This is a genomic window from Mesorhizobium sp. M1409, assembly GCF_040317535.1.
Taxonomy (GTDB): Bacteria; Pseudomonadota; Alphaproteobacteria; order Rhizobiales; family Rhizobiaceae; genus Mesorhizobium.
In genome coordinates, this window is sequence record NZ_JAMYKV010000013.1 from 82,524 (window position 1) to 98,061 (window position 15,538).

General features: G+C 61.5%; 17 protein-coding genes. 8 read left to right on the forward strand and 9 right to left on the reverse strand.

Annotated features, from left to right (window positions below):
• Both rsmA and NKG99_RS13320 read left to right on the forward strand, forming a co-directional pair.
• On the forward strand, positions 1–840 hold the full coding sequence (rsmA, locus tag NKG99_RS13315; RefSeq protein ID WP_352868149.1) for a 16S rRNA (adenine(1518)-N(6)/adenine(1519)-N(6))-dimethyltransferase RsmA: 840 nt from the start codon (positions 1–3) through the stop codon (positions 838–840).
• A gap of 67 nt (positions 841–907) precedes the next feature.
• A complete protein-coding gene (locus NKG99_RS13320) occupies positions 908–1,201 on the forward strand; it encodes a DUF1330 domain-containing protein (protein ID WP_352868152.1) in 294 nt (97 codons plus the stop codon).
• A gap of 6 nt (positions 1,202–1,207) precedes the next feature.
• Here the strand turns inward: NKG99_RS13320 and gmk are convergent, their stop codons facing one another.
• The 5 genes from gmk to NKG99_RS13345 form a co-directional block, all read right to left on the reverse strand.
• Positions 1,208–1,864 carry a guanylate kinase gene (gmk, locus tag NKG99_RS13325; RefSeq protein ID WP_013532512.1) on the reverse strand — a complete coding sequence of 219 codons (657 nt, stop codon included), beginning with the start codon at positions 1,862–1,864 and terminating at the stop codon, positions 1,208–1,210.
• Between the two features lie 3 nt (positions 1,865–1,867).
• Positions 1,868–2,758, reverse strand: a complete 891-nt coding sequence (locus NKG99_RS13330; protein WP_352868156.1) for a YicC/YloC family endoribonuclease — start codon at positions 2,756–2,758, stop codon at positions 1,868–1,870.
• 157 nt (positions 2,759–2,915) lie between these two features.
• Positions 2,916–4,163: an endolytic transglycosylase MltG gene (gene mltG / locus NKG99_RS13335; RefSeq protein WP_352868159.1), complete on the reverse strand. Its 1,248-nt coding sequence runs from the start codon at positions 4,161–4,163 to the stop codon at positions 2,916–2,918.
• Positions 4,164–4,265: 102 nt separating this feature from the next.
• Entirely contained in the window at positions 4,266–5,528 is a 1,263-nt protein-coding gene (gene fabF / locus NKG99_RS13340; RefSeq protein WP_352868162.1) for a beta-ketoacyl-ACP synthase II, read from the reverse strand.
• 34 nt (positions 5,529–5,562) lie between these two features.
• Positions 5,563–5,799: an acyl carrier protein gene (locus tag NKG99_RS13345; protein WP_006203723.1), complete on the reverse strand. Its 237-nt coding sequence runs from the start codon at positions 5,797–5,799 to the stop codon at positions 5,563–5,565.
• A gap of 498 nt (positions 5,800–6,297) precedes the next feature.
• Between NKG99_RS13345 and NKG99_RS13350 the strand changes: the two genes are divergently transcribed.
• Entirely contained in the window at positions 6,298–6,828 is a 531-nt protein-coding gene (locus NKG99_RS13350) for a putative pterin-binding protein (RefSeq protein WP_352868167.1), read from the forward strand.
• Between the two features lie 22 nt (positions 6,829–6,850).
• On the forward strand, positions 6,851–8,824 hold the full coding sequence (locus tag NKG99_RS13355; RefSeq protein WP_352868283.1) for a putative bifunctional diguanylate cyclase/phosphodiesterase: 1,974 nt from the start codon (positions 6,851–6,853) through the stop codon (positions 8,822–8,824).
• An 18-nt stretch (positions 8,825–8,842) separates the two neighbouring features.
• Here the strand turns inward: NKG99_RS13355 and fabG are convergent, their stop codons facing one another.
• From fabG to fabD, 4 genes are all read right to left on the reverse strand, one after another.
• Positions 8,843–9,580 carry a 3-oxoacyl-[acyl-carrier-protein] reductase gene (fabG, locus tag NKG99_RS13360; protein ID WP_352599135.1) on the reverse strand — a complete coding sequence of 246 codons (738 nt, stop codon included), beginning with the start codon at positions 9,578–9,580 and terminating at the stop codon, positions 8,843–8,845.
• Between the two features lie 40 nt (positions 9,581–9,620).
• A complete protein-coding gene (locus NKG99_RS13365; RefSeq protein WP_352868170.1) occupies positions 9,621–9,887 on the reverse strand; it encodes a type II toxin-antitoxin system RelE family toxin in 267 nt (88 codons plus the stop codon).
• The gene (gene relB, locus NKG99_RS13370; protein ID WP_352868173.1) at positions 9,871–10,092 is read right to left on the reverse strand and encodes a type II toxin-antitoxin system RelB family antitoxin; all 222 of its coding nucleotides are present in this window, start codon (positions 10,090–10,092) and stop codon (positions 9,871–9,873) included. Before relB ends, NKG99_RS13365 begins: the two co-directional genes overlap by 17 nt.
• Positions 10,093–10,164: 72 nt before the next feature.
• Positions 10,165–11,118, reverse strand: a complete 954-nt coding sequence (gene fabD, locus NKG99_RS13375) for an ACP S-malonyltransferase (RefSeq protein ID WP_352868176.1) — start codon at positions 11,116–11,118, stop codon at positions 10,165–10,167.
• 277 nt (positions 11,119–11,395) lie between these two features.
• On the opposite strand from fabD, the gene NKG99_RS13380 reads away from it, so the two are divergent.
• From NKG99_RS13380 to rplI, 4 genes are all read left to right on the forward strand, one after another.
• On the forward strand, positions 11,396–13,324 hold the full coding sequence (locus tag NKG99_RS13380; protein ID WP_352868179.1) for an LTA synthase family protein: 1,929 nt from the start codon (positions 11,396–11,398) through the stop codon (positions 13,322–13,324).
• Between the two features lie 560 nt (positions 13,325–13,884).
• Positions 13,885–14,376, forward strand: a complete 492-nt coding sequence (gene rpsF, locus NKG99_RS13385; protein WP_352868182.1) for a 30S ribosomal protein S6 — start codon at positions 13,885–13,887, stop codon at positions 14,374–14,376.
• Positions 14,376–14,624: a 30S ribosomal protein S18 gene (gene rpsR / locus NKG99_RS13390; RefSeq protein ID WP_006203718.1), complete on the forward strand. Its 249-nt coding sequence runs from the start codon at positions 14,376–14,378 to the stop codon at positions 14,622–14,624. The genes rpsF and rpsR overlap by 1 nt, the downstream gene beginning before the upstream one ends.
• Positions 14,625–14,923: 299 nt before the next feature.
• Positions 14,924–15,508, forward strand: coding sequence for a 50S ribosomal protein L9 (gene rplI / locus NKG99_RS13395; protein ID WP_352868186.1), 585 nt, complete (start codon positions 14,924–14,926; stop codon positions 15,506–15,508).
• The last annotated feature ends 30 nt before the right edge of the window (positions 15,509–15,538 follow it).

A 15,538-nucleotide genomic window follows, 5' to 3' on the forward strand; every position in this document is an offset into this window, starting at 1 on the left:
ATGAGCATCGACGGGCTGCCGCCGCTGCGCGAGGTGATCGAACGTCATGGGTTACAAGCCAAGAAGGCGCTCGGCCAGAATTTCCTGCTCGACCTCAACCTCACCGGCAAGATCGCCCGCACCGCCGGCGACTTGTCCGATGCAACCGTGATCGAGGTTGGTCCCGGTCCCGGCGGGCTGACCCGCGCCTTGCTCTCCAATGGAGCGCGCCACGTGATCGCCATCGAGCGTGACGAACGCTGCCTGGCAGCCCTTGCCGAAGTGTCCGATCATTATCCCGGCCGGCTCGAGATTGTGTCCGGCGATGCGCTGAAGACGGATTTCGCGGCACTTGCCAGTCGAGCGGCCGGGAGCGGCAGCCCGGTAAAGATCGTGGCCAACCTGCCCTACAATATCGGCACGGAGCTGCTGGTGCGCTGGTTGACGGTCAGCGATTGGCCGCCATTCTACACCTCGATGACCTTGATGTTCCAGCGCGAGGTGGCCGAGCGCATCGTCGCGCCCGCCGGCAGCGACAGCTATGGCCGGCTCGGCGTTCTTGCCGGCTGGCGAACGGAGGCGAGGATCGCCTTCGACGTGCCGCCACAGGCATTCACGCCGCCGCCGAAGGTCACGTCCTCGGTGGTGCATCTGGTGCCGCGCGTGGCTCCGCTGGCCGCCGAGGTGAAAAAACTCGGCCGCGTCACCGAAGCCGCCTTCGGCCAACGCCGCAAGATGCTGCGGCAAAGCGTGAAAAGCTTGGGGGGCGAGGCGCTGCTCACCCGTGCAGGCATCGATCCGACACGCCGGGCAGAGACGCTCAGCGTCGAGGAATTCGTGCGGCTGACCAACGCGGTGTAGTGCCGGCGGGTCTGGAAGCGCTTTGGTCGAGGCATAGATAATCTGGCCAACATGCCGGAGGATCAAAATGCCCGCCTATGTCATTTCCGATGTCACGATCCGCGACGAAGAGGCGATCGAGACCTACCGATCCCGCGCCGCAGCCTCCATCGCCCAGCATGGCGGGCGCTATCTGGTGCGTGGCGGGCGGGTAGAGACGCTGGAAGGCATGTGGCATCCCGAACCGCTGATCATCGTCGAATTTCCAGACATGGAACGGGCCAGGCGTTGGTACGCCTCCGCCGAGTACGCGGCGGCACTGGACGTGCGCGATGCAGCGCTCAGCCGCAATCTGATCCTGGTCGATGGCATAGCGCCCTAAAGCCGGTCAGCCCGTCTTCTCGTCCAACAGTCCCGAGACGAAATCGAACAGGCCTGGCCGGCGATCGCGTCTTAGCCGCTCGGCGACGACGATGCCGCGCACTTCGGCGAAGGCGCGGTCGAGGTCGTCATTGACGATGACGAAATCATATTCCTTCCAGTGCTCGATCTCGTTGCGGGCGTTTTTCAGCCGCGTTTCGATCACAGCCTCCTGGTCTTCGGCGCGGCGCTTCAGCCGCGCCTTCAATTCCTTCATCGACGGTGGCAGGATGAAGATCGAGACAATGTCGGCGCGCATCTTCTCCTTGAGCTGCTGGGCACCTTGCCAGTCGATGTCGAACAGCATGTCGCGCCCTTCAGACAGCGCCAGTTCGGCTGGCTCGCGCGGTGTCGCGTAGCAATTGCCGTGCACCTCGGCCCATTCCAGCAGCGCGTCGGAATCGCGCAGCCGCTCGAACTCGCGCATCGTCCGGAAATGATAGTGGACGCCCTCGATCTCGCTGCCGCGGCGCGGCCTGGTGGTGACCGAGACCGACAGTTCCAGGCTGGAATCGCTTTCCAGAAGGTTGCGCGCGATCGTCGACTTGCCGGCGCCGGACGGCGACGACAGGACGAGCATCAGGCCCCGGCGGCGAATGCGGGACCCCAAATCCTTGGCAACCATCGGCTACTCCAGATTCTGGATCTGTTCACGAAACTGGTCGACCACTGCCTTCAGCTCCAGCCCGATCGCGGTGACGGCGGCGGCGTTCGACTTCGAACACAACGTATTCGATTCGCGGTTAAATTCCTGTGCCAGAAAATCGAGCTTGCGGCCGACCGCGCCGCCGCCTTCAAGCAGTGCCCGACCTGATACGACATGCGTCTTCAGCCGGTCGATCTCTTCGCGAATATCGGCTTTGGTGGCGAGGAACGCCGCCTCCATGTGCAGCCGGGTGGCGTCCAGGTTGGCGGAAGCATCCATCAGCAGCCTGACCTGCTCGGCGATGCGTTCGCGGATCGCCGCCGTCTCGCGCGACGGGTCAGCCTCTGCCCGCAGCGTCAGCGCCTCGATTGTGTCGATATGGCCCGACAGCAGCAAAGCCAGCGCGGCGCCCTCGCTTTGTCGTGCCTGTTCGAGCCCAGCCAGGGCGATCTCGAGCGCGACCATGATCACGGCATCGAGCGCGGCCCTCGCCTCTTCGGTTTCGACAGTTTCGGGAATATCGAGCACGCCGCGCAGCGAAAGCAATCCGTCCGATGTCGCGGGAGCAACGCCGAATTGCTCCTGCAGCCGCTTGGCGAGGCCGGCTAGGTCCTTCAGGAAGGCTTCGTTGACAACCGGCTGCGCCTGCGCGCCGGCGGCACGGCCGATAGTCAGCGTCGCCTGGAAATTGCCGCGTGCAAAACGCTTCTGAAGTGTCTGCCTGACGGCCGGTTCCAGCCGCTCGAAGCCTTGCGGCAGTCGCAGCCGGACTTCGACGCTCTTGCCGTTGACGGACTTGACCTCCCAGGCGATCGAGGTGCCTTCATGCTCGGCGACGGCACGCGCAAAACCGGTCATGCTCTGCAAATTCATATCGTCCACAAGTCCCCGGCGCATCACCCCGAGACCGGCTTTCCGGAGAGGAGCAGTGCTGCTTGAAAATGACTGCGCCGCGGACACGTCGAAATCGGACGCGCGGCGCTCTTGCAAATGTCGGGGCGTCGCCCGGTGAGCAACGCCTTTCTTTATTCTACTGGGCAGCGCCCGCGTCGCCGCTATCGTCGGCACTGTCAGCGGGGCCACCGTCAGCGGGCTTGTCGATATTGCTGTCGACGGCGCCGGTGGTGTTGGCGGCCTTGGCGGCGTCATCGGCCTGCTTCTTCTGCAAGGCGCGATAGCGGGCGACATTCTCGTTGTGCTCTTCCAGAGTCGCGGCAAAGATGTGGCCGCCTGTGCCATCGGCGACGAAATAGAGGTCGTCGGTCTTCGACGGATTGGCTACCGCCTCCAGCGCCGCACGACCCGGGTTGGCGATCGGCGTCGGCGGCAAGCCGTTGATCAAATAGGTGTTGTAGGGCGTCTGCTTCTGGATGTCCGACTGGTAGATCGGCCGGTCCGCCGGCTTGCCCTTGCCGCCGAACAGACCGTAGATGATGGTTGGATCGGACTGCAGCCGCATGCCCTTGGCAAGCCGGTTCAAGAAGACGGCGGCAACCCGTGAACGCTCGTCACCCTTGCCCGTTTCCTTCTCGACGATCGAGGCCAGCGTAACGAACTCCTCGACGTTGGCCAGCGGCAGGTCCGGCGCGCGCCGCTGCCAGACATCGTCAACCAGCTTCTTTTGATCTGCCAGCAGCTTGTCGACCATCTGCTGGCGCGTCGCGCCGCGCGTGAATCGCAGCGTGTCGGTGGCGAGGCTGCCCTCCGGAGGAATGGTCGCCGGCATATCGCCACTCAAGGCAGTCTCGCCGGCGATGCGCTGCAACGCCTGCTCGACCGTCAGCCCCTCTGGAACGGTCAGCGAATACATCACCGACTTGCCACTCTTCAAAAGCTCCATGATGTCGCGCATGGAAGCCCTGGGCTTGATCTCGTACTCTCCGGCCTTCAGCGCGGAATCATTGCCGAAGGCGCGCACGCCAAGGCGGAAGATCCGAGCGTCGCTGACCAGTCCGCGGCGTTCGAGTTGGTCGGCGATATCCTGGACACCGGTGTTCGGCTTGACCAGGAAGGTGTCGCCATTGGCCGAGGGGCCGGGTTCGGTGAATTCCTGCTTGCCGAAATAGACGGCGACGCCGGCCGCCAGAACCATCAGCATCACCGAGGAGATGACGAAGTTCATGAACACGACGACCTGGCTGCGTGACGCACGCGAGCGCTTCGGCGGCGGCGTGCCGGCCTCCGGCCGCAACGCCTCGCTGGCCGTTTTCGGCACGATCGGTCCGGACGTCGCCGGCCGCTGCCCGAATTCTCCGTTGCCTGCCGGATTTGTGTTCATTTCGCCCTACCGTTTGATCGCCCAACGAATCCCCAGCGGCAGAGTAGAGGCGAATATGGCAAAATTGACGGCACGCCAAGGCTTCGTCCGGCAGCCGGACGATCAGCCATTGTAGCGCTGGAAGACCAGCGACGCGTTGGTACCGCCAAAGCCGAAGGAATTGGACAGCGCCACGTCGATCTGGCGGGCACGCGGCTTGTTCGGAACCAGGTCGATCGCGGTTTCTCGCTCCGGGTTGTCGAGGTTGATGGTCGGCGGCGCGACATTGTCTCTGATGGCAAGGATCGAAAAGATCGCTTCTGCGGCACCCGCCGCCCCAAGCAGATGGCCGATCGAAGACTTGGTCGACGACATCGAAATCTTCGACGCGGCATTGCCGACAAGCCGCTCGACGGCGCCGAGCTCAATCGTGTCGGCCATGGTCGAGGTGCCGTGGGCGTTGATGTAGTCGACATCGGCAGGAGTCAGCTTGGCACGGTTCAGTGCCGCCATCATGCAACGGAAGGCACCATCGCCATCCTCGGCGGGCGCGGTGATGTGATGCGCGTCGCCGGTGAGACCATAACCCGTCACCTCGGCATAGATCTTGGAGCCGCGCGCCTTGGCATGCTCGAGTTCCTCGAGCACGACAACGCCGGCACCCTCGCCCATAACGAAGCCGTCACGGTCCCGATCATAGGGGCGCGACGCCGTTTGCGGCGAATCATTGCGCTCTGTCGACAGTGCCCGGCACGCGGCGAAGCCGGCGATCGACAGCCGCGTCACCGGCGCTTCGGCGCCGCCTGCGAGCATCACGTCGGCATCGCCCCACATGATCAACCGGGCGGCATCGCCAATGGCGTGGGCGCCGGTCGAGCAGGCCGTGACGACGGCATGGTTCGGGCCCTTCAGCCCGTGCCGGATCGAAACCTGCCCGGAGACAAGATTGATGATCTGGCCCGGGATGAAGAAAGGGCTGATGCGGCGGGGGCCGCGTTCCTTGAGGATCATCGCGTTCTCGGCGATGCCCTCGATGCCGCCAATGCCGGAGCCGATCAGGACGCCGGTGGCGCATTGCTCGGCGTGCGTCTTCGGCTCCCAGCCGGAATCCTTCAGCGCTTCGTCGGCGGCGGCAATCCCGTACAGGATGAAGTCGCCGACCTTGCGCAATTCCTTCGGCTCGAGCACGGCCTCGGGATTGAAGGTGGCATTGCTGCCGTCGCCACGCGGAATAACGTGGGCGATCTTGCAGGCAAGATCTTCCACCTCGAACTCGGTGACGCGCTTGGCAGCGCTGCGGCCGGTCAGCAATTCCTTCCAGCTGTGCTCGAAGCCCATGCCGAACGGTGACAGCAGCCCAAGGCCCGTGACGACGACACGCCTCATCGCAGGTCCTCCCCGGTGATGACTGCGGAAAATATCAGGCCGAAGCCTTGTCGATGTATTTCACCGCATCGCCGACGGTCAGGATCGTCTCGGCCGCGTCGTCGGGAATCTCGACGCCGAATTCTTCTTCGAACGCCATGACGAGTTCGACCGTGTCGAGGCTGTCGGCGCCCAGATCATCGATGAAGCTCGCCTGCTCCGTCACTTTGTCGGCATCGACGCCAAGGTGCTCGATGACGATCTTCTTGACGCGCTCTGCGGTGTCACTCATTTGGGCATCCTCGTCTTTTGTTTGTCTGTCTTCGTTAGCGGGCAGAATGCCGCTAATCAAGCTGAAAGATGGTCCTGCCGGAAACGCAACGGCTACGACCGGTTTTTGCCCGAACCGCCGGGTTGCGGGCCGCATTACACGAAAATCGGCTGAGGTCCAAGCCGAAATGGGCCTTCTCCGATGACTTTGAGCGGGTTCTGTCGCGACCCCGCTCCATCCCCTCCGTCGCGTGCGTGCCTGGCGTCCCGCAAAGGAAATTCCGCGAGAATGGTCCAGCAGGACGACCGACGCGGGTCGATTAGGGTCATTGTTCCAGACGCGAACCGGTCCGAAACGGGCTTCCTGCGCGTGCCGACGACAGCCAGATGAAAATCGACATTGGAGATAGGCCGCTAACTGAAAAGTTACTCGGCCATGATAGCGTTAATGATTCCGTCAAGAAATGGTGCCTCGGCGACGGTGGCGCTGTCTTGCGATAATAAGAAAAGGAGTGGACGCATGTCATCCTTGCTCAATAAAAGACGCCTGACGATCAAGCGCTGCCTAATCTTCCTGGCGGTTTTCGCACTTGGCATTCTGCCTGCGCGGGCATTGGAATCCATAAAGCTCCCAGAACCGCCGGACACGGTTGCTTTCAATATCCAGAAGAACGGTGAATCGACTCCGATCACGTTGAGGCAACTGGAGAAGCTCGGCCTCTATAGGATCACTACCCCAAGCCCTTTCGAAAGCGGCCAGCTTACATTTGAAGGTGTCCTGTTCAGCGATGTGCTCAAGCTGGTTGGATTGGAGGGCAAGGATTCTGTGGTTCTGCGAGCCGTCGACGACTATGTGCAGATAATTCCGAGAGAGGACTGGACCGACGGTCCTCTCCTGCTCGCCACGCGACAGGACGGAAAGTTACTGACCCGACGCACCCAGGGTCCTACCCGGCTCGTATACCCCCTCAACGACTATCCTGGTTTCGATACGCCGATTCGCAAACCACGATGGGTCTGGCTGATCAAGGCGATTGAATCCGGCAGCTAGTTTGAGCTTCCGCGTGACCTTGATGGCAAGGCTTGGAAAGAGGGGCTGGCGAGTTCCGGTTACATACGGGACAGCCATAGCCGCGGCCGTGGCCTGTTCGGGCATCTTGATCACGATGTTGTTTCTCAGCATCAGCAAGATAGAGTCCTCGCTGCCCCGGTTCGGGTTTTTCGCCATCCGCGAATTCCACATCGCCATACGCGACGTAACGCATTTGCGGGATATGATTTCGCTCGCTCAAGCTGCTCCCACGTCCGCAGCAAGCCTCGATCAGTTACTGGCGGCAAATGATCTGGTTTATGTCCGCTTCGAGCGGGTCGACGGCAGTGGAACGAGTCGCGAAATTCCGGCCTATGCGGGGATCGTGCCGCGCGTCAACGACTCGGTGACGCGGATTGATGCGCTGATCGCGGCCGGGCTACCTCTCGATGGAATCAGATTGAAGGAAATGGGGCTGGAACTTGATCAGATCGTAGCCCGAATGAATGATGAGTATTATAAATTCGGCGAACAGGTAAACGCCGATCTCTACGCCTCGGAAATCAGCCTGAATAGATTTAATTATCAGATAGCCTTCGCGCTGGCGATTTTGTCGCTACTTGCAATCGGAACCGCCGTATTGCTTATTGGCCGTCGTGAGACCATAAAAAAACTGGAATTTCTGGCTTGGCGTGACGCGACCACTGGTTTGAAGAACCGTGCCTGGATGTCAGCCAATAGAGACGATTTGCTGGATCGCGCAAAGCTAGCTGGCAGGCAACTCCATCTTTACCTGATCGACCTCGATCATTTCAAGAACGTGAACGATACGTTCGGCCATCACGTTGGTGATCTCCTACTGAAAGCCGTCGCCGAAATCCTGCAGTTGATCGAACGCCCCGACGATGTGTTTGCGGTTCGATTGGGCGGAGACGAGTTCGCGGTCATCGAGATTGGAGTGACGCATTCGGCCGAAAAAGGTCTCGGCAATCGTCTTCGGGAGCGATTGAATGGGTTTGCCGAGTTGGAAGGCCATCAAGTTCGAGTTGGCGCAAGCATCGGCATGGCCAGTTTTCCGCAGCATGGTGCGGACATTTCAACCTTGATGCGCAACGCGGATAGCGCTCTCTATGCCGCAAAGGCCCAGGGGCGGGCCGGCCTGGTGACGTTTTCGCCTGCAATCCTCAGTCAAATCGATGTGCAGCTTGGCGAAGAGGCCGCAATCAAGCGAGCGCTTAATTGCGACGAATTCTTCCTGGTCTGGCAACCACAATTTGAGTTGGCAACCGGCCGCATGACCGGCGCCGAGGCCTTGGTGCGCTGGCGCGACCCGATCTCAGGGGCGATTCGGCCGCCGATGTCGTTTATTCCAACAGCCGAACGAAGTGACCTGATATTGGAACTCGACAAGTTGGTCTTGAGCAAGGCTTGCCGGCAGGCAGCACAGTGGCTGCCCATTTGCTCGGAGGACTTTGTCTGCTCGGTAAATGTCTCAGGCAAGAGTCTTCAGAACGACGTGTACTTCACCCACCTGGTTGAAGTGTTGCGACAAACGGGACTGCCGACGTCACGTCTGCAGCTGGAAATCACTGAAGGGGTGTTTGTCCAGAACAGCCGAAGCGCTTTGGATATCCTGACCGAAATTCGAAACATCGGAGTCAGTTTGGCACTCGACGATTTTGGATCTGGCTATGCGAGTTTCGGCTATCTCGCCGATTTCAACCTGGATCAATTGAAGATCGACCGATCCTTCTTGAGCGATTTGGCATCGTCCCCGAAAAAGCAGAATGTCGTGCGAGGGATCATAGCGCTGGCCAATTCGCTCAGTCTGACAGTCGTGGCGGAAGGGGTGGAAAACGAAGCGCAGCTAGATTTTCTGATCGCTGAACAATGTCACCGCGCTCAAGGGTTCTTTATGTCGAAGCCCATCGAAGAAACCTTGCTGACAAATCATATGATTGCCCGGCGAGGCAGGACGAGCAGCGCGGGAAAATTCAAGCTGAACCTCTCCGCCTAGTCATCGTGCCACGTCCGGTCAGATCATCGCCATGCCGCCATTTACATGGATGGTCTGGCCGGTGACGTAGGCGGCTTCGTTGGAGGCGAGATAGGCGACGGCGGACGCGACTTCAACGCTGGTGCCCATGCGGCGCGTCGGGATCGCCGCCATGATCGCCTCTTTCTGCTTGTCGTTGAGCTTGCCGGTCATCGCCGATTCGATGAAGCCCGGGGCGACGCAGTTGACGGTGATGTTGCGGGTGGCGATCTCCTGCGCCAGCGATTTGGAAAAGCCGATCATGCCGGCCTTGGAGGCGCAGTAGTTGGTCTGGCCGGGATTGCCGGTGACGCCGACGACCGAGGTTATGTTGATGATGCGGCCGTGGCGGCGGCGCATCATCGGATGAGTGAGTTCGCGGGTCAGCCGGAACACGGCGGTCAGGTTGACCTCGAGCACGGTGTCCCAGTCGGCATCCGACATGCGCACGAACAGCCCGTCCTTGGTGATGCCGGCGTTGTTGACCAGGATGTCGACGCCTTCGAGATCGGCCTCCGCCTTCTGGCCGAGCGCCTTGACCTCGTCGCGGTTCGACAGATTGGCCGGGAAGAGCTTGACCCGGTCGCCAAGCTCGGTGGCTAGCGCTTCCAATTTCTCGACGCGGGTGCCATGCAGGCCAACGATCGCGCCTTGCGCATGCAGCACCCTGGCGATGGCCTCACCGATGCCGCCCGATGCACCGGTGACGAGCGCCTTTCGGCCAGTCAATTCGAACATGTCTCAATCCTCTTCTCAAATCGGACAGCCCGCGAATTGGCTATCTGTAAACGTCGCCGCGATGGCCTATCGTCACCACCAGAATTACGAGCCGGCTGTCCTGCACATCACAGATAATTCGATAATCCCCAACCCGATACCTCCAAAAGGTCGCAAGCGGACCCTTCAGCGGTTTGCCAGCCTCCCGTGGATTGTCGAGAGCGGCGATACGGTTCTCGATGAAGTCGCGAATTCGGTTGCGTGTCTGCGGATCCAACTTTTCGACGAATTTGCGCGCCGAGCGGGCATATTCAAGCGTCCAGGCCACGCCAGAAGTCCTCAGGCTTCACGACATCCTCCTCACCGCGTCTGATCCGTTCCAGGACCTCGGCCGCGAGATAATAGTCCTCTATGTCCTCAAGACCGCGTTCGATAAGCTCACGTAGATAGTAAGCTTTGCTCCGGCCGGTCTTGGTCGCGAGAAAATCCAAGCGTTCTTCGATTTCGGGAGCAAGTCGGATCGAGGTCGGCATACCGCTCTCCTTGTGAATACATGTATTCATGTATCGTCATGACGTCGGGATTTCAAGTCCGGTGTGTGTAGGTCAACTCAACGCTGCCAGCGCCGCGTCGACCTCGGCCGCCGAGCCGACCGACGCGGTGGCGATGTCGCGGTTGATGCGCCGCGCCAATCCTGAAAGCACCTTGCCGGCGCCGATCTCGTAAAGCGTGGTGACGCCGTTTGCGCCGAGCCATTCCACCGTTTCGCGCCAGCGCACGCGGGCGACCACCTGCTCGACCAGACGCCGCGCGATCTCGTCGGGGTCATTGGTCGGGGTGACGGTGACGTTGGAGACGATGGGCACCACCGGCGCGGCCTTCGTCACGCTGGCCAGTGCCTCGCGCATGATCTCGGCCGCGGGCGTCATCAGCGCAGAGTGGAAGGGCGCGGACACTTGCAGCATCAGCGCGCGCTTGGCGCCTTTCTCGGTGCAAAGTTTCGCCGCCAGTTCGACCGCGGCTCTTGCACCGGAAATGACCAGTTGGCCACCGCCATTGTCGTTCGCCACCTGGCAGACAGAGCCCTTCCCGGCCGCTTCGGCGGCCTCGGCGCAGGCAGCTTCGACATCGGCCTGTTCCAGTCCGATGATCGCCGCCATCGCGCCCTCGCCGGCCGGCACCGCCGCCTGCATGGCGTTGCCACGGATGCGCAAGAGCCGGGCGGCATCGGCAATCGAAACGAAGCCAGCAGCGGCTAACGCCGAATATTCGCCCAGCGAATGGCCGGCGACATAGGCGACCTTGCCTTTCAGCGACAAACCACGCGATTCCAGCGCCCGGATCGCGGCGAGCGACACCGCCATCAGCGCCGGTTGCGCGTTTGCGGTCAGCGTCAACGTCTCTTCCGGCCCTTCCCAGATCAGCTTCGACAGGTTTTCGCCGAGCGCGTCATCGACTTCCTGGAAAATCCCGCGCGCCTCCGGAAAGGCGTCGGCGAGATCCTTGCCCATGCCGACAGCCTGGCTGCCTTGTCCAGGAAAGGTGAATGCAACGGCCATGCGAGGGCTCCCAAGGGTTGGTTTTGCTTGCCTGGTAGACGAGTTTTGCTTGCCTGTGACGCAAGGCGGGCCGCCAAGTCAAGCCACTTCAACCCTTCCTGACGGCAGTGTCACACGCCGAGTGCCTGTTCCGAAAAGCTTTTTGGCGATCACTCCTGATGAAAACCGCTCACGATTCGTTTGCTGGCTCTTCTTATTTTGGCCACAGGCGCTAGCATTGGGTGACAGTTCCATGACAACCGAGTGACGTGTTTGTCGCTGGGTGGGGAAATCAAAAGTGGCAAAGAGTTCGAAACGCGCCGGTAAGGCCGCGCCGCAGTTCCTGGAAGACGACCCCTCCACCGGCTACCTGCCGGGCAGGAGATGGCCGGTCGTGCGCTATGGGCTGGTCAGCCTGGCGATCGCTGCAATCCTGGTGTTTGCCATCGAGCTGATCGTGCGCGGCGACTTTGCCGGCACGATCTCCTTCTTCCTGCAGCCACTCAAGCCGGGCTGGACCACCATTGTCGTGTTTGCGCTGATCCTGATCGGCCTCGATGCGGTGCTTGGGCGCAGCCACCAGAGCCTGATGATCGTCGCGCCGCTGACGCTTTCCCTTGCTTTCGTCGGTCACCAGAAGTCGCACTATCTCGGCGATCCGCTCTATCCGACCGATTTCCTCTATGCCCGCCAGATCTTCGCGCTGTTGCCGCTCCTGGTGCGCGACCGGCCGATGACCGCGCTCGCCATGGTCGCAGGCATCGTCGCCGGCCTATCGCTGCTCGTCTACGGCTGGCGGCTGTGGCGCCGCAAGGTGCCGGCGCTCAGCCGCAAGGGACGCCTTGCCCGGCTGACGCTGGCAGTGCCGCTGCTCGCCTTCTTCGTCTCGATCATGGACTACGCCACCTTCTCCTGGACCAGGGACAGGCTGCAGATCATCCCGATCATGTGGGACCAGAAAGAGAACTATGCCTCCAACGGCTTTGCGCTGGCCTTTGCCCTCAATGTGCCGATGGCGCATGTCTCGGCCCCGCCGGGCTATTCCGACAAGGCGATCGCGGCGATCGGCAGGCCTGATGTGACCGCCTCGGTGCCGGCCGAGAAGCCCGACATCATCATCGTCATGAGCGAATCCTTCTGGGATCCGACCAAGTTGCCCGGCGTCACCATCAAGCCCGATCCGATCCCCAATGTGCGGGCGCTGCGCTCGGGCTCGATGTTCTCTCCGGAATTCGGCGGCATGACCGCCAACATCGAGTTCGAGGCGCTGACTGGCTTCTCCAACGCGTTCCTGCCGGCCGGCAGCATCCCCTATCAGCAATATGTGCGCACGCCGACGCCTTCGCTGGCAACCTTCCTCAAGAGCCAGGGTTACCGGGCGCGCGCCATCCACCCCGGCACGAACTGGTTCTGGAACCGTGGCGCGGTCTACGCTGATTTCGGCTTCAACGACTTCAAGTCGGAAGAGACGCTGCCGCCGATGCAAAAGCGCGGGCCGTTGGCATCGGACGCGGCGATGACCGACGAGATCATCGGCGAGGCCGACGCCAGCGACGAGCCGGTGTTCTTCTTTGCGGTCAGCCTGCAAAACCACGGCCCCTACGAGCCGAACCGCTACTACAATCCGACGCATACGGTGCAGGCGCCGATCAGCCAGTGGGCGCGCGAATCGCTGCTCAGCTACGCCGAGGGCTCGGCCGACGCCGATCGCGGCCTTGAACGCCTGGTCGAATGGGCAAAGAAACGCTCTCGCCCGACCGTGATCGCCTTCTTCGGCGACCATCTGCCGCCGCTAGGGCCGGTCTACGTCGAAACCGGCTTCCTCAAGGACAATGTCGCGCCGCGCAAGGAAGCGTCGCCCGAGGCCGCCCTCGAACACCACGAGACGCCGCTGGTCATCTGGTCGAACCGCACCGGGCCGGCTGAAGACATGGGCGCCGTCAGCCCGGCCTTCCTGCCCTATCATATCCTGAAGACGGCCGGCATCACTCATCCCTACTACACCGGCTTCCTGGGCGAGATGAGCGAGCGCTACCGCGTCGTCGACCGCAACCTGTTGCTGACGCCGGCTGGCGAGGCCACGCCCGATTGGGCGCGGCAGAAAGAGATCGATCCAGCGATCCGCGATTTCCGCCTGTTGCAGTACGACATGATGTTCGGCAAACGCCACGCGGCGCCCGACTTCTTCCCCGAAACGGTCGACAAGGTTGTCGCTCATACGAGTTGAACAGACTGGCGAGTTGAACAGACTTGTCCATCTGGACCCGGTTCGACCGTTCGGTTGGGTGTTCAGTTCGTCAATTGCAGCTTCGTGAACTTGTTGGCGAACCCCAGGAACACGTTCGGCAGTTTGGTCGGATCGTTTACGGCATAATAGTCGCTCGGATCCGAAGCACAGGCGCTGTAAAGCGTGCGGTTGGCGGCGGGGGCTCAACTCCGCACAACCTGATAGTGCGGTTAAGCCGTGGTTTGCCGCCACAAACCTTGCCGTTGTTGCTGCTTGATTTTTTCGCCGCCTGCGACACGGAGGACGTCGTCTGCCCTTGCTTTGCCGCCGGATTGCTATATAGACGCCCGCAATCTGCCGGTCCTAGCTGGGGGCTGAACGGAGGGCCGGAGGTTTTTTCGAAAACCTCCGTGTGATGCCAGAAGTGCTTCCGCCTCCCGTGTCTCCGCTCTCGACCGTCTCGTCATGCTCCTTTCTTCCCCGATTTTGCGGGTCAGAGAAGTTGCAGAGGCTTTTGCCGCCGGGAACCGGGAGAGAAACGAAGAAAGGCATAAGACATAATGGCTCTTTACGAACATGTGTTTCTTGCCCGGCAGGACCTCTCGCAGCAGCAGGTCGATGCGCTTGTCGAACAGTACAAGGGTGTCATCTCCGCGAATGGCGGGTCCGTCGGCCGGGTCGAGAACTGGGGACTGAAGTCCCTCACCTACCGGGTCAACAAGAACCGGAAGGCTTACTACACGCTGATGGACCTGAATTGCCCGCCGGCCGCGCTCAACGAGATGGAGCGCCAGATGGGCCTGTCCGAAGACGTGCTGCGTTTCCTGACCATCAAGGTCGAGGCGCATGAGGAAGGCCCTTCGGCCATGATGCAGAAGCGCGAAGAGCGCTCGGAACGCGGCGGTTTCGGCGATCGCGACCGTGGCGATCGTGGTCCACGCTCGTTCGGCGACCGTGATCGTGGCGACCGTCCGCCGCGCTCGTTCGGCGACGCCGGTGCCGATCGCGGTCCGCGCCGTCCGCGCGAAGGCTTTGAAGGGGGTGCAGAATAATGGTCGACATCAATCAGATCCCGACCCGGCGCCCGTTCCATCGCCGTCGCAAGACCTGCCCGTTCTCCGGCGCCAACGCGCCCAAGATCGACTACAAGGACGTGCGTCTCCTGCAGCGCTACATTTCCGAGCGCGGCAAGATCGTGCCGTCGCGCATCACCGCGGTCAGCCAGAAGAAGCAGCGCGAACTCGCCAAGGCGATCAAGCGCGCCCGTTTCCTCGGCCTGCTGCCCTACGTGGTTCGCTAAGACTTTTAGTTTGACCATGATCTCTGGACAAACGGTTTCCGTTTGTCCGAGAAAACCGGTATCCACTTTTCGGGATCATGATCTAGCATGCGGGCGGTTCGCCGCCCGCTCTTCTCCCACGGCGACGGGCGCCGCAGGGTTGAACGTCAAATCCCGGGTTGAGGTCAAAAACCTCTAACTGCCGCGACAGGCAGGACAGCGACACCAGCGCCCCAGGCGCTCAAGCTTCCTGACCTGTTCCAGAGACATTCGGCGTCGACCTCATCGATCGATTGGCGCCCAACCAAAGGAACAAAACCATGGAAGTCATTCTTCTCGAACGCGTTTCCCGCCTCGGCCAGATGGGCGATACCGTCAAGGTCAAGGACGGCTTTGCCCGTAACTTCCTGCTGCCGCAGGGCAAGGCGCTGCGCGCCAACGAAGGCAACAAGAAGAAGTTCGAAGGCCAGCGCGCCCAGCTCGAAGCCCGCAACCTCGAGCGCAAGTCGGAAGCTGCCCAAGTCGCCGAAAAGCTCGACGGCAAGAGCTTCATCGCCGTTCGCTCCGCTGGTGAAACCGGACAGCTTTACGGTTCAGTGTCGACCCGCGACATCGCCGACCTGCTGACGGCGGAAGGTTTTTCGATCAACCGCAACCAGATCCTGCTCAACCAGCCGATCAAGACCATCGGCGTCACCAATGTGGCAATCGCGCTGCATCCGGAAGTCGAAGTCACGATCACGCTCAACATCGCCCGCACGGCCGACGAAGCCGAACGCCAGGCCAAGGGCGAGACACTGACCACCGCCGAGGCCATCTATGGCGAGGACATCAACGACAATGCCCGGCCGGAAAACTTCTTCGACCCGAACACCGAATTCGAGGGTGGCGAAGACAACGCCTGATCATACGTCGCGGAGGTTTGGAGCTGTGCT

Coding starts and splice junctions, on each gene's coding strand:
- rsmA (WP_352868149.1), top strand. CDS start 1: ATGAGCATCGACGGGCTGCCGCCGCTGCGCGAGGTGATCGAACGTCAT.
- NKG99_RS13320 (WP_352868152.1), top strand. CDS start 908: ATGCCCGCCTATGTCATTTCCGATGTCACGATCCGCGACGAAGAGGCG.
- gmk (WP_013532512.1), bottom strand. CDS start 1,864: ATGGTTGCCAAGGATTTGGGGTCCCGCATTCGCCGCCGGGGCCTGATG.
- NKG99_RS13330 (WP_352868156.1), bottom strand. CDS start 2,758: ATGAATTTGCAGAGCATGACCGGTTTTGCGCGTGCCGTCGCCGAGCAT.
- mltG (WP_352868159.1), bottom strand. CDS start 4,163: ATGAACACAAATCCGGCAGGCAACGGAGAATTCGGGCAGCGGCCGGCG.
- fabF (WP_352868162.1), bottom strand. CDS start 5,528: ATGAGGCGTGTCGTCGTCACGGGCCTTGGGCTGCTGTCACCGTTCGGC.
- NKG99_RS13345 (WP_006203723.1), bottom strand. CDS start 5,799: ATGAGTGACACCGCAGAGCGCGTCAAGAAGATCGTCATCGAGCACCTT.
- NKG99_RS13350 (WP_352868167.1), top strand. CDS start 6,298: ATGTCATCCTTGCTCAATAAAAGACGCCTGACGATCAAGCGCTGCCTA.
- NKG99_RS13355 (WP_352868283.1), top strand. CDS start 6,851: ATGGCAAGGCTTGGAAAGAGGGGCTGGCGAGTTCCGGTTACATACGGG.
- fabG (WP_352599135.1), bottom strand. CDS start 9,580: ATGTTCGAATTGACTGGCCGAAAGGCGCTCGTCACCGGTGCATCGGGC.
- relB (WP_352868173.1), bottom strand. CDS start 10,092: ATGCCGACCTCGATCCGACTTGCTCCCGAAATCGAAGAACGCTTGGAT.
- fabD (WP_352868176.1), bottom strand. CDS start 11,118: ATGGCCGTTGCATTCACCTTTCCTGGACAAGGCAGCCAGGCTGTCGGC.
- rpsF (WP_352868182.1), top strand. CDS start 13,885: ATGGCTCTTTACGAACATGTGTTTCTTGCCCGGCAGGACCTCTCGCAG.
- rpsR (WP_006203718.1), top strand. CDS start 14,376: ATGGTCGACATCAATCAGATCCCGACCCGGCGCCCGTTCCATCGCCGT.
- rplI (WP_352868186.1), top strand. CDS start 14,924: ATGGAAGTCATTCTTCTCGAACGCGTTTCCCGCCTCGGCCAGATGGGC.